The 13253-nt window shown below is 70.6% G+C and carries 12 protein-coding genes; 7 read left to right on the plus strand and 5 right to left on the minus strand.

The genetic code is table 11. The annotated features are described in order from the left end of the window. Window positions 1–57 precede the first annotated feature (57 nt). From IDM40_RS20250 to IDM40_RS20270, 5 genes are all read left to right on the plus strand, one after another. Window positions 58–897, plus strand: a complete 840-nt coding sequence (locus IDM40_RS20250) for a DMT family transporter (protein WP_193123604.1) — start codon at window positions 58–60, stop codon at window positions 895–897. 61 nt (window positions 898–958) lie between these two features. Beyond that, the gene (locus IDM40_RS20255; protein ID WP_193123605.1) at window positions 959–1864 is read left to right on the plus strand and encodes an amidohydrolase family protein; all 906 of its coding nucleotides are present in this window, start codon (window positions 959–961) and stop codon (window positions 1862–1864) included. Window positions 1865–1876: 12 nt separating this feature from the next. Further along, the gene (locus tag IDM40_RS20260; protein ID WP_193123606.1) at window positions 1877–3448 is read left to right on the plus strand and encodes a long-chain-fatty-acid--CoA ligase; all 1572 of its coding nucleotides are present in this window, start codon (window positions 1877–1879) and stop codon (window positions 3446–3448) included. Between the two features lie 84 nt (window positions 3449–3532). After that, window positions 3533–3892, plus strand: coding sequence for a hypothetical protein (locus IDM40_RS20265; RefSeq protein WP_193123607.1), 360 nt, complete (start codon window positions 3533–3535; stop codon window positions 3890–3892). Window positions 3893–3995: 103 nt separating this feature from the next. Beyond that, window positions 3996–5051: a CPBP family intramembrane glutamic endopeptidase gene (locus IDM40_RS20270; RefSeq protein ID WP_193123608.1), complete on the plus strand. Its 1056-nt coding sequence runs from the start codon at window positions 3996–3998 to the stop codon at window positions 5049–5051. Here IDM40_RS20270 and IDM40_RS20275 read toward each other — a convergent pair. Beyond that, window positions 4978–5940, minus strand: coding sequence for a GntR family transcriptional regulator (locus IDM40_RS20275; RefSeq protein WP_193123609.1), 963 nt, complete (start codon window positions 5938–5940; stop codon window positions 4978–4980). The two genes, IDM40_RS20270 and IDM40_RS20275, sit on opposite strands and share 74 nt — an antisense overlap. Window positions 5941–6084: 144 nt before the next feature. Between IDM40_RS20275 and IDM40_RS20280 the strand changes: the two genes are divergently transcribed. Both IDM40_RS20280 and IDM40_RS20285 read left to right on the plus strand, forming a co-directional pair. Further along, on the plus strand, window positions 6085–7392 hold the full coding sequence (locus IDM40_RS20280) for an aspartate aminotransferase family protein (protein ID WP_193123610.1): 1308 nt from the start codon (window positions 6085–6087) through the stop codon (window positions 7390–7392). Between the two features lie 44 nt (window positions 7393–7436). Then, entirely contained in the window at window positions 7437–8630 is a 1194-nt protein-coding gene (locus IDM40_RS20285) for an FUSC family protein (RefSeq protein WP_193123611.1), read from the plus strand. A 103-nt stretch (window positions 8631–8733) separates the two neighbouring features. Here the strand turns inward: IDM40_RS20285 and IDM40_RS28295 are convergent, their stop codons facing one another. From IDM40_RS28295 to IDM40_RS28300, 4 genes are all read right to left on the minus strand, one after another. After that, complete coding sequence (locus tag IDM40_RS28295) at window positions 8734–9078, minus strand: hypothetical protein (RefSeq protein WP_235997769.1); 345 nt, start codon at window positions 9076–9078, stop codon at window positions 8734–8736. 199 nt (window positions 9079–9277) lie between these two features. Beyond that, complete coding sequence (locus IDM40_RS20295) at window positions 9278–10384, minus strand: helix-turn-helix domain-containing protein (protein ID WP_216631054.1); 1107 nt, start codon at window positions 10382–10384, stop codon at window positions 9278–9280. Window positions 10385–10478: 94 nt separating this feature from the next. Further along, window positions 10479–11024: an NUDIX hydrolase gene (locus IDM40_RS20300; RefSeq protein WP_193123613.1), complete on the minus strand. Its 546-nt coding sequence runs from the start codon at window positions 11022–11024 to the stop codon at window positions 10479–10481. 1471 nt (window positions 11025–12495) lie between these two features. Continuing rightward, a partial coding sequence (locus tag IDM40_RS28300; RefSeq protein ID WP_235997770.1) for an HNH endonuclease signature motif containing protein occupies window positions 12496–13253 on the minus strand: 758 nt, incomplete at its 5' end.

The raw sequence follows: 13253 nt of genomic DNA on the forward strand, positions 1-13253 counted from the left end.
CGGGTCTCTAGGGTGGCCTGGTCACCCGATCGTCCCCCGCTCTCCCGGATTGGCCCCATGACCGCACCCGTCGTGGCCGCCGTGCTCGTGGCCGCCCTCCTGCACGCCGCCTGGAACGCCGTCGCCCACGCCATCAGCGACCGCCTGCTCGGCTTCGCCCTCATCGGGCTCGGCGGCATGGTGGGCACCGCTCCCCTGCTGCTGTTCGTGGGCCTTCCGCCCCGCGAGGCCTGGCCTGTACTGGCCGCGTCGGTCGCCGCCCACCTGGTGTACCTGGGCCTGCTCATGCTCTCCTACCGGACCGGGGAGTTCGGGCAGGTCTATCCGCTGGCCCGCGGCACCGCGCCCTGGGTCGTCGCGCTCATCGGGGTGGTGTTCCTGGGCGAACGCCTGCCCCCGAACGAGCTCGCCGGCGTCATCGTGGTCTCGGTCGGCCTCATGACGCTGGTCCTGGCCGGGGGCGTACCGAAGAGGCAGCACCTGCCCGGGCTGCTGGCCGCTTTCGCCACCGGGCTCGGGATCGCGTCCTACACGGTCATCGACGCCTACGGGGTGCGCCTGACCCAGGACCCGGTCGGTTACATCACCTGGGTGATGATGCTGCAGGGACCGGTCTTCTTCCTCGTCGCGCTGGCCCGGCGGCGCGGGAATCTGTGGGGGCAGATGCGGCCCATCTGGCGCATCGGGCTCCTGGGCGGGGCGATCAGCGCCGCCGCCTACGGGCTCGTGCTGTGGGCGCAGCTCTCCGGGGCCGTCGCCGGCATCGCGGCCCTGCGCGAGACCAGCATCATCTTCGCGGCGATCCTCGGCGCGCTCTTCTTCAAGGAGCGTTTCGGGGCGGTCCGGGTGACCGCCTCCGCGATCGTCGTCGCGGGTGTCCTGCTGCTGGCCATCTGACCCCGCACAGTGCCCTACCCGCTCGTAGCGCACCGGCGGGGCAGCCTTTAGGGTGTGGCCCGTGACACACTCAACGGTCATCGCCGACACCGAAGAACGCGCCGCCGTGCGCGGGGTGTGGGAGGACCTCGGGCTGCCCGGGCTCGTGGACGTGCACACCCACTTCATGCCGGACAACGTGCTGCGCAAGGTGTGGGCCTACTTCGACGCCCTCGGCGACGGCGTCTGGCCCATCACCTACCGCGACGACGAGGACACCCGCGTCGAACGCCTGCGCTCCTTCGGGGTCCGCCGCTTCACCTCGCTCTTCTATCCCCACCGCCCCGGCATGGCCCGCTGGCTCAACGGGTGGGCCGCCGACTTCGCCGCCCGCACCCCCGAATGCCTGCGCGGCGCCACCTTCTACCCCGAACCCGGCGCAGGCGACTACACCGAGCAGGCCGTCGCCGACGGCGCGCGTGTCTTCAAGGCGCACCTCCAGGTCGGCGCCTACGACCCCCGCGACCCGCACCTGGACCGGGTGTGGGGTGTGCTCGCCGAGTCCGGGGTCCCGGTCGTCGTGCACTGCGGTTCCGGCCCCCTCGCCGGCCCCTTCACCGGACCGGGCCCCTTCGCCGAGGTACTGCGCCGCCACCCGCGGCTGACCGCCGTCGTCGCACACGCCGGGTCGCCCGAGTACGGCGCGTTCCTGGACCTCGCCGAACGGTACGAGCGGGTGCACCTCGACACCACGATGGTCTTCACCGACTTCACCGAACGCGCCGCGCCGTTCCCCGAGGACGAGCTCCCCCGGCTGCGCGCGCTCGGCGACCGTGTCCTGCTGGGCACCGACTACCCCAACATCCCCTACCCCTACCTGCACCAACTGCGCGCACTCACCCGCCTCGGCCTGGGGCGGGACTGGCTGCGTGCGGTGCTGCACGACAACGGCGCCCGCCTGTTCGACCTGCCACCAGCGCGGATGTAGAGAGAAGGCACCATGGAGCTGGCACTGACGCCCCTGGAGTTCGCCCGCCGCACCCGGCGACTGCACCCCCGGCGGGAAGCCGTCGTCGACCGCGGCCTACGGCTGACCTACGAGGAGTTCTTCGACCGCTGCGACCGATGGTCCTCCGTGCTGCAGGGCATGGGTGTGGCCAAGGGGGACCGGGTCGCCTACATCGCCCCGAACACCCACGCGCAGCTGGAGTCGTTCTACGCCGTCCCGCAGCTGGGGGCGGTGCTGGTCCCGGTGAACTTCCGGCTCACCGCGGACGACTTCGTCTACATCGTCAACCACTCGGGCGCGAAGGTGCTGTGCGCGCACGCCGACCAGCTCGACACCGTCGACAGCGTGCGTGACCGGATGCCGGACGTGGAGCGGTTCGTGGCGCTGGAGGGCGCCAAGCCGGGGTGGGAGGACTACGAGGCGCTCGTCGCGGAGGCCTCCCCGGACTACACGGCGCCGGAGATCTCCGAGACCGACCTGCTCACCATCAACTACACGTCGGGGACCACCGCCCGCCCCAAGGGTGTGATGATCACCCACCGCGCTGCGTACATGAACTCCGTGGGCACGCTGCTGCACCTGCGCATGGACGTGGGCGACCGGTACCTGTGGACGCTCCCGATGTTCCACGCCAACGGGTGGACCTACACCTGGACCGTCACCGCCGTGGGCGCCACGCACGTGTGCCTGCCGGCGATGGACCCGGCCAAGGCGTTCGAGCTGATCCGGGAGGAGGAGGTGGGCTGGCTGTGCGCGGCGCCGACCGTGCTCATCATGCTCTCCAACGCCTCCGAGGAGCAGCGCGGCGAGGTGCCCCCGGGCGTGCAGGTGGTGACCGCCGGGGCCTCCCCAGCCGCCGACACCATCGAACGCCTGGAGGACGGCTTCGGCTGGACCGTCACCCACGTGTACGGGCTGACCGAGACGGCGCCGTTCATCACCGTGTGCGAACCGCGGCCCGAGCACCGGGGGCTGGACGCCAAGGAGCGGGGCACCCTCAAGGCCCGCCAGGGGGTCGAGCTCATCACCTCCGGGGAGCTGCTCGTGGTCGGCGACGACGGCGCGGAGGTGCCGTGGGACGGCGAGACCGTCGGCCAGATCACCGTGCGCGGCAACGTCGTCATGGCCGGGTACTACAACGACCCGGAGGCGACGGAGAAGGCGATGGGCAACGGGTGGTTCCGCACCGGTGACGCCGCCGTCGTGCACCCGGACGGGTACGCGGAGATCCAGGACCGGATCAAGGACGTGATCATCTCGGGCGGGGAGAACATCTCGTCCGTGGAGGTCGAGGGTGTGCTCCTGCGCCACCCGGCCGTGCTGGAGGCCGCCGTGGTCGGAGTGCCGCACGAGCGGTGGGGTGAGACGCCGCGCGCGAGCGTGGTGCTGCACGAGGGGGAGTCCGCGACGGAGGAGGAGATCATCGCCTTCGCGCGCGACAACCTCGCGCACTTCAAGGCCCCGACGCAGGTGGAGTTCGTGGAGCAGCTGCCCAAGACCGCGACGGGCAAGATCCAGAAGTTCGTTCTGCGCGGTGGTGCTTCGGCCGTCACCCGCCAGTAGGCTCCGGGGCCCGGAGGACGCGCCCCCGGACCGGGGATTCCGGGGGCGCCGAAGACGGGTATGGACCACCGCGGGGAGGCGACCATGGACGACCAGCAGCTCTTCGACGAGCTCCTGAGCAGGCTCAACAGCAACGGGGACTCAGCGGAGTACTCCCCCGACCGGGCCGGGATCCTGATGCACCGGTTCAAGGGCCAGGAGCACGATCCGCCGTTCGTCCTCCACGTGACACCGGAGAACGTGGCCGATCACCTGCGGTCCTTCGGTGATCTGCGCGAGCTGTTCCCGGACGTCTCCGAGGAGATCGCCGCCCTCCAGATGTTCTTCGTCCACGTGGTGGAGATTGTCGACATCGTGGTGGCCGGCACCGGGCGGTACAGCTCCGAACGCCGCCACCTGGTCCCTCACCCCGGCGGGGTCCACTCGAAGGACGGCCCGCCGTAGACCGCGGATGACAGATGTCATCGCCCCGTCCGTGCGCGGTGCAGGGAAAAGCGGTGATGCGCGGCACTGCCGCGGTCGGGGCGCGGGACCGTAGGTTCGGGGCATGAACAGCGAGAACCCTCCCCCGCGAGGCCCTGAGCACCCGCCGCCCCACCAGGGATACGCCGGAACACCGGGGGACCCCGGACACCCGCCGCCCCTTCCGCCGCAGACACCGCCTCCGGCACCGCCCCGGCCCCGCGGACCGCAGCCGCCCCCGCCGGGCGTCGAGTACCACCGGGTCCTGGCCTCCGACAAGCGCCGGGTGGGGCGGGGCATCGCCGCCCTCGTGCTCCTGCTCGGTGGCATGCTCGTCTTCGCCCTTGCCCTCGGGGCCGTGGCGTCCGTGATCGAGATGGCGTTCGGCCTCGACGACCCGGACGCGACCCCGCAGGAAGCGGCGCTCACCCCCGTCCAACTGGGCGCGGGGCTGTTCTCCCTCGCGCTGCTCATCCCGTGGAGCATGCTGATCCAGCGCTGGCTCTACAAGGTCGAGGGCGCGTCCCTGCACTCGGTGCGGTCGCTCTTCCGGTTCGACCTGATGGGCCGGTCGCTGGTGATCCTGCTGCCGGTGTGGGCGGTCTACATGGGCGTGTTCACGCAGCTCATGCCGTACGACACGGTTCCGTGGACCACGTTCGACCTGTTCCTGATGTTCATGGTCATCGTCGTGTTCACCCCGCTCCAGTCGGCGGGCGAGGAGTACGGGTTCCGCGGCCTGGCGTTCCGGATCGCGGCGAGCTGGGGGCGCGGACCGGGCGCGGCGCTCACGCTCGGCGTGGTCGTCTCGAGCCTGGTGTTCATGCTGGTCCACCTGGCCGCCGACCCGTGGCTCAACCTGTACTACTTCGTGCTCGGCGCGACCCTGGCGATCATCACGTGGCGGACCGGCGGGCTCGAGATCGCGGTCGTCGTGCACGCGGTCAACAACACGATCGCGTTCCTGCTCGTGGTCGTCACCCGCACCGACCTGGCCGAGGGCATGGACCGCTCGGTGGGCGCGGGCTCCCCGGCGATGCTGCTGCCGTGCGTGCTGATGCTGGCGATCACGGCCGTGGTGTGGTGGCGGACCCGGCGGTCGGGGCCGGCTCTGACCGCAGGTCAGCAACCACCTGCGTGACGGTGCGCAGGGAGGCGGCGTCCAGGACGTTGCCGAACTCGATGATCTCGGCCCTGCCCTCGACACCGGCCCGGAGTTCGGGTGTCTCGCTGGGCACCACGACGAGGTCGGTGGAGGCCAGGGCCGGGTCGTCGGGGGAGCTCAGCACCGCGACGTTGTCGATGCCGGACTGCGCGAGCGAGTCCCGGATGCTCGCTGCCTGGTCCTCGGTCGAGTAGAGGATCCCCACGGTGCGGTCCTTGGGCACGGACGCGATCTGCACGAGGGTCCGCACGTGCGGCGCGACGACGAGGGCGATCACCTCGCTGCCGGTGCCCCTCCACAGGGCGCGGACCTCGGCGAGGTGGAAGAACGTGGTGAGCACGAGGTCGGCCGGGTGCTGCTCCGGGTCGAGGTCGCCGAGCACGAGCGGGCGGACCGGGGTCCCGAGGTGTTCCTGCAGGTCGCGGGCGAAAGCGTCGGCACGGTCGGCGTTGCACTCGACGAAGGCGACGTCGATGCCGACGGGTTCGGCGCGTGCCAGGAGGTCGGCGGTCAGGGAGCGGACGGCGTCCGGGGAGACGCCGAGCGCGAGGCACCGGTCGACGGCGTCGGAGAGCACGCGGCGGGCCTCGGTGTGTTCGGGGGCGCGCCGCCGTTCCGGGCCGGGGTCCAGCACCTTGGTGCCGCTGCGTCCCCGGCTCTCGACGAGCCCGAGGGAGGCGAGCTCGGCGTAGGCGCGGGCGACGGTGTTGCGGTTGATGCGGAGGTTGTCGGCGAGCAGGCGCGCGCTGGGCAGGGTCTCACCGGGCGCGAGGTCGCCGGCCTCGATCATGAAGGACAGGTGGGCGACGATCTGCCGATAGACGGGCACGTCGGAGTGGTGGCTCACGTGTATGCGGCCTGGCATCTGCATCACCCCCGGTCGGACGACTGGCATGGTACCGCCCTCGGATGCACCCACCGGTGTGGGCACTGATCCCGCGGTTATTGTCCTAAACCATTAGGTCTATTGTGGGGGCAGCCGTCCCAGCCACCCCGGACAGGAGCCACGATGGACGACCGCACGTTCTGGACCGAGGCCGACGCACACCTGGTGCGGTACGGCAACCCCTTCAGCCCGCGCCGCATCGAGAGCGCCGCGGGTGCGCGCGTGCACGACTCCGAGGGGCGCGCGATCCTCGACTTCACGTCCGGGCAGATGAGCTCGCTGCTCGGCCACTCCCACCCCGACGTCGTGCGCGCGGTGACCGAGTCGGTGTCCACGCTCGACCACCTCTACTCCGGGATGCTCAGCACACCCGTCGTGGAGCTGGCGCGGCGGCTGTCCGACAGCCTCCCGGATCCCCTGAGCCGGATGCTGCTGCTGAGCACCGGCGCGGAGTCCAACGAGGCCGCGATCAAGATGGCCAAGCTGTACACGGGCAAGTACGAGGTCGTCTCCTTCGACCGTTCGTGGCACGGCATGACCTCGGGTGCGGCGGCCGCGACCTTCTCCGCGGGCCGGCGCGGGTACGGGCCGCCTATGCCCGGGAACCTGACGCTGCCGACGCCCAACTCCTACCGGTCGCCGTTCCGGCACGCGGACGGTTCCTACGACTGGCAGACCGAGCTCGACCACGGGTTCCAGATGGTGGACCAGCAGTCGTCCGGGAGCCTGGCCGCGTGCATGATCGAGCCGATCCTGTCGTCGGGCGGCATCATCGACCTGCCCGAGGGCTATCTGGCCCGGCTGCAGGAGCACTGCCGCGCGCGGGGCATGCTGCTCATCGCCGACGAGGCGCAGACGGGGCTCGGGCGGACCGGTGCGATGTACGCGTTCGAGCACCACGGGGTCACGCCCGACCTGCTCACGCTGTCCAAGACGCTCGGCGCCGGGCTGCCCGTCGCCGCCGTGATGACCACCGACGAGATCGAGGCGGTGTGCCACGAACGCGGGTTCCTGTTCTTCACCACCCACGTGTCGGACCCGCAGGCGGCGACGGTCGCGCTGACCGTGCTGGACGTGCTGGAGCGCGACGGCCTGGTGGAGCGCGCACGCACCCTCGGAGCGGTGATGACCGAACGTCTGGAGGGGATGCGCAAGCGGTTCGAGAACGTCGGTGACGTGCGCGGGCGCGGGCTGCTGCAGGGGATCGAGCTGGTCGAGGACAAGACCGGGAAGGCGCCTGCGGACGGGCTCGGGCGCGCGGTCACCGCCGCCTGCCTGGAGCGCGGGCTGCACGTGAACATCGTGCAGCTGCCGGGCATGGGCGGGATCTTCCGGATCGCCCCGCCGTTGACGATCGCCGAGGAGGACCTGCACGCCGGCCTCGACATCATGGAGGCGGCCATCGAGGAGGCCACCGCGGCCCGTCCGTGAGGTTCCGGTAATTCACAGGCGGTGTTCATGGGCAGTACCTCCCCATGAACCCGCAGGAAGTCCTGTCCGAACGCACGTCCTCCGCACGAGCCTGGCTGGTGCGCGCACGACGGTCCGGCAGCCACGAATTCAACACCGTGCTCGGCGTGCTCAAGGGTGCGCTGGCCGCCTCGGTCTCCTGGTACATCGCGCAGGAACTGATCGGTGCCCAGATGCCGGCGTTCGCACCGTTCACGGCCGTGCTGATGATGCAGGTCACCGTCTACCGGTCGGCGGTGCAGTCGCTGCGATACATCGGGGCGGTCCTGCTCGGCGTCGGGGTCCAGGCCTTCCTCGCGTTCACGGCCGGCCCCGACGTCCTCACCTTCGCCGTCGTCGCCCTCATCACCCTGACCATCGGGCATCTGCGGTTCCTGGGGGCACAGGGGCCGCAGGTGCCCACCGCGGCCTTCTTCGCGTTCTCCACGTTCCTGACCGCGACGGGGTTCACCGGTCGGCTCGAGCAGTTGGGCGAGATCGTCGCCCTGGTGGCCGTGGGGTGCGTGGTCGGCACCCTGGTCAACCTGGTCGTATTCCCCCCGATGCGGCACCGCAGTGTCGAGTGGTCGATCAGCGCGCTCTCGCACTCGCTGTGCGACCTGCTCGGGGACCTGTCCCGGGAGTTGGAGGACGGTGAGCTCGGCGAGCGGCAGACCTCCTCGTGGCGGAACCGGGCCAACTCCATGCAGTCGAGCGTCGAGCAGGCGCGTGTCTCCGTGCGTGCCGCACGCGAGTCGCTCGTGATCAACCCGGCCCGGTTCCTGCGCAAGCACCGTTCCCACGCGAGCTTCGAGGGTTACGGGCAGTTGGTGGAAGCGCTCGGCCGGGCCGCGTCGCATGTCTCGTCGCTCGCCCGCGCACTGCACCTGTGGGCGGACAAGGACGAGCGGCCGGCCCACGAGGGGTTCTTCGCCCGCTACGGCGAGCTGGTCGGGGCGCTGGGCGAGTTCGCCCGCGCTCTGTCCCAGCTGGACGAGGACTCGTTCGGCAAACAGGAGGAGAGTCTGCGCCGCTCGGTGTCGAAGGCCCAGGAGCATCTCGATGCCCTCACCGATCCCCCGGAGCAGGGGGATCCGCCCCCGTTCGACGACCTCACGCAGCCGTACAGCATCCTGCTGATCGAGGGCCGCCGGCTCATGGACGAGATGCAGTACTGCTGCGACATCGTCGAGCACTACGTCGACGAACGCACCCGCTGAGGCCGTCCCCGACACCGGCCCCGGAACTCTCGATCAGGACGTGGTCGACGCCCCTACTGACGCACGTTCGGAGAATCGTGCATCCCCGGGAGGAAAATGGGAGTCACTCCAGGAGCCCCTTGTAGCGCGCCCACCCCTCGAAGCCTCCCCGGGGGAAGGGGAGCCTCATCCCCGAGGCATGCAGTTCGTCCACCAGCATCGACGCGCCGACCACGGTGACGTGCCCGCCGCGGCACGCGTCGGTGATGAGGCCCAGGGTCCCCTTGACGTGAAGCCCGTAACTCCCGGCCGTTCTGCGGGCCTGCTTGTCGTCCAGGACCAGGGTGCCCCCGTGCAATTCGGCATAGGCACAGAGCATGGTCTCACCCACGTTGTGGTCGTCGGTGAGTCCCATGCGGCTGCTCCACCGCCCGTAGGCCACGAGGAATTCCAGTGAGTCCGTCTGCACGACGGACAACCATGCCGCCCGCCCCACCTCGGCGTAGGCAAGAGGATCATTCCGCTTGATCTCGTCGAGGACGGATCGTGTGGTGAAGCAGGTGTGGCCTTTGACCAGACCGCCCAATACATCCAGTCGGTCGACCTTGGCGGAATGCAGAAGGGGGGATGCGTCGAACAGGAGGGGGTCGGGTGAATGGGGCAACCGGTCACCCCTCATCGAAGTCGGCGAGCGTGACCTGGTCCCGCATCATCTGCACGGCGCGGGCAGGCGTGATACGTCCTTCCCGCTCCGCTGCCACCACGGCCCCCGCGAAGCCCGAGGGCACGCGGATCCGGTCGAGGTCCGGCTGGGGCTTCCACCCCAGCGCGTCCCGGAAGTCGACGTCGGTCGGCACACGCGTACGGAGTCTGCGGATCTCTTCCGGCCCCACGTCGGCATGGCGCTTGAGCTGCGCGACCGCGAGCCCCCACGAGACTCGGTAGGTGGCGGACACCCTGATCAGAGCCTGCCGCCGGTGGTCCTCGGTGGGTTCGTCCCCAACGGGGTGCAGAGCTTCGCCGGGGAGCAGGAACTCCGCGGCGAACACCTCGATCAGCCTCTCCCGTTCCTCACGAGAGGCGTGCACACCCAGGTCGGTGGAGTACTCGTCGCCCAGAACCATGTGCCCGAGTTCGTGCGCGGCCGTGCTGCGCCGTCGCCCCGGGTCCCGGTCGCGACCGACGACGGCGACCGCCACCTCGCCGGCCACCAGAGAGGCGCCGTCCCCCGGGAGAGGAACCACGGCGACGAACTGTCCCGCGCTCTCGCAGACGTCGGCGACCGACTCGATCGCTTCCGCTGCGCCCAGTCCGAGCTCACCACGGAGCCACTGTGCGGTCGCGCGTGCAGCTGCAGCGTCGGCCACCGGTCGAGCTGCCCGCATCAGTGGACGCGGTGCGAGAAGGCCGAGGTCGAGAAGTTGGCGCACGTCCCTGAGCCACTGCGAGAGCTGTGCCTCGGTCCGGTAGGTGTCGCGTGCTGCGCGGCTCTCGTCGACCTCGGACTGGTCCGCGAGGGCCGAGCGCCGCGAAACGACCTCGGGGGTGGGTGAGATGAAGTGGGTGAGGGGGAAGTCGAGCTCGCTTGCGATGTGCGTCAGTTCCAGGGCGTCGACCCGCCGGTCTCCCCGCTCCAGTTTGGAGATCATGGTGCGGTCGAGCTTCACCCCTGCTGCCGCGCCCACGCGTGCGGCGAGTTCCTGTTGGGACATCCCGGCCGATGCGCGACTGTCCCGGACTCGTTCACCGATCTGCGCCCAGCTCAGCTCCTCCATGTGTGCGATGATCGCACATCCCCTGCACGTTGCCCAGTCCTCCGACCCGACAGCGGCTCGCTCACCACGGTTGTCAGGGCACGTGGGTGGACCCTCAGTTCCCGAGCAGGTGCAACAACGCCACGAGGGTGCCTGAGCTCTGCACTCGGCCGGCCGCGATCAGGCCACGCACGTCGGAGACGGGCACCCATTGGTAGCGGCCTTCGTCGAATTCGGTCGGCTCCGCGATCAGCTCCGCGTCCCGGCCCACGAAGATGTGGTGCCGGCTGCGCACGATCCCGATCATCGGCTCGAACACCGCCACGGCCTCCACCGAACCGACCTCGTACCCTGTCTCCTCCAACGCTTCCCGGACAGCGGTGCGCTCAGGATCTTCGTTCTGATCGACCAGCCCTCCCGGCAGCTCCCACCCCCACACGTCGGGCACGAACCGGTGCCGGTAGCTCATCAGCACGTGCTCCCCGTCGCGGTCCAGGATCGCCATGACCGCGGCCGGCGGCAGGGTCACCGTGTGGTGTTCGAACCTGTTGCCGGAGGGGGTAGTGACGTCGGCCTTGCCCAGCCGCACCCATGGGCTGTCGTACACAGGACGCTCGCCATGGATGGTCCACCGGTCCTGATCCTCGCCTGTGCTGTCCATACGGGCGAACCTACCGCTCACATGTTCCCGGCAAGGAGGCGGACGAGAAGGGCGCAGCTCGGCGGACTTCGTGCCCTGCTTCCTGGGGGTCGGCTGGTCCTCGGAGGCCGACTGCTCCTGCAGGGCCGACTGCTCCTCGGGGGTGAGCGGAGCGTTGTCGAGGTCGAGGATCGTTGTCGAAGGCGAGGGTCAACGGCAGGGACGTGCGGAGCACTCCAGGGCGAGCCCTCGACCCACGTTCCAGGGCGAGCCCCAGACCCCGCTGCCTCGGAGGTGGGTGGTGGGCGGGATGGGTGTTCTGTGGTGTTGCCTCGGGGGTGGTGGTTCGTCGGGGCCGGGATCGTAGCCCGGCCGGGCCTTCTCGCAACCCTCTTCGGCGCCACCCCCGATCCCTGAACTTGGCGCGGATGCGTCGGCGTGCTGCGTGGTTGTTCGGGGCGCCTCGGGGTGTGCGTTCCGGCCCTGTTCGCCGGGCTGACCCGACCCACCTGGACGAACCCCCTTCACCCCCGAGGCCCCCGCCAGCCCAAAGGAACGTGGGCAGAAGCGAACGGCAACTGCAACGGCCCACCCCCTGGGGTACTTCATTGCGACCAACGGTCCAGGCGTGTGGGCGGTGGCTCGCTACTGCGACGACCAACGGCACAAGCAACGGCACAAGCACGCCCCGCGCGCTCCCGGCAGGGCATTGAGTGTCAGTGGGTGGCACGTGTGCGGACGGCCTCCCGGGCCCCGCGCGCTCCCGGCAGGGCATTGAGTGTCAGTGGGTGGCACGTGTGCGGACGGCCTCCCGGGCCCCGCGCGCTCCCGGCAGGGCATTGAGTGTCAGTGGGTGGCACGTGTGCGGACGGCCTCCCGGGCCCCGCGCGCTCCCGGCCAAGCATTGAGTCTCGGGGGTGGCACGTGTGCGGACGGCCTCCCGCACTCCCGGCGGGGCATTGAGGCCGGGGGTGGCCCGTGTGTGGGTGGGGCCCGGGCGGGCCTGTCTCCGGTTCACCCCTGGTTGCTGGTGACGCTGGTGTGCCCGGTGGGGCAGGTATCCGGCTCTGTGTCGTTGGTAGTGCTCAATTAGGCACTGACAACGCTTTCAGGTGCTCGAAAGAGCACTATCAACCGCTGGGAAGGGCCGCTCGGTCCAGGAGCAGGCTCACGTGCGATCGGGTCGGGTGGGGACAGAGTGCGGGCCGCCGCCGTGGGTGGGTATGTGTTGGGCCTTCGATGGAGATGTTCCAGAAGCGGTGTCTGGGGCCTGGTGCCCGGTGCCCGGTGCCTGGTGCCCGGTGCGTGGTGGGCGGTGGGCCTCGACGGGGCCGGTTGCGGCAGTGGCCGTCCCAGCGTGCACCACTGCACCACTGGACCCGGGTCTGGGGATGCTCCGTTGGCCCCGGTGGGGCCGGGTTGGGCTCGGTGGGGCGCGGTGGGGCCGGGTTGAGATCGGCCCGCAACTGGCCCGCGGAGGGGCCCTGCTGGTCTAGCCGGTGCTGACGTTGTCGTTGTCGGGGTCGGGTTCGGTGGCCTCGGTACCCGAGCCGCCCTTGGCGCCGCCACCGGTACCACCGGTCCCGTTGGTGGGGGTGTTCTCGGTGCGGGAGTGGCGGTACTTGGCGCGGTTGTGGGTCGAGCACAGGGGCTGGAGGTTGGTGGCCTTGGTTTCGCCGCCGTGGGAGAACTCGGTGATGTGGTCGGCCTCGCACTGCGAGACCGGCACGTCGCACCCACCGGACCAGGCGCAGGTGGTGTGCCCGGCGAACGCGGCGGTGCGCAGGTACCCGGGGGCCAGGCGGTGGGCGCGGCCCAGGTCCAGGGGCAGGCCGGTGCGGTCGTCGAAGATCAACCGGCGAATCTGCGCCGTGGGCGCCATCGCGCGCACCGCGGAGAGCGCGAGCACATTGCCGTCCTCGGTCACCGCCACACCGGCAGAGCCCGGGAAGCCGGGGACGGTAGAGGGCGGGCCGGTGTTGGCGTTGGTGCCACCCGCGGTGGCGGTGGTGGTGGCACCGCCACCGGTGCCGCCGCCGGGGTCGGGGCCCGAGCCGGGCGGCGACCCGGTCGCCCCGGTGGTGTTGGCGCCACCTGCGGTGGCGGTGCCTGCCGTGCCGTTGGCGCCTGCGGCGGTGCCCACGGCTGCGGTGCCCGTGCCGCCGACGCCGTCGGCGTCGGCGTCGGCGTCGGTGTCGGTGTCGTTCTGGTCCTTGAAGGCGAAGCCGAAGCCCAGCAGCGCCGACAGCG

Source organism: Nocardiopsis coralli (assembly GCF_014892575.1).
In the GTDB taxonomy this organism is placed as follows: domain Bacteria; phylum Actinomycetota; class Actinomycetes; order Streptosporangiales; family Streptosporangiaceae; genus Nocardiopsis; species Nocardiopsis coralli.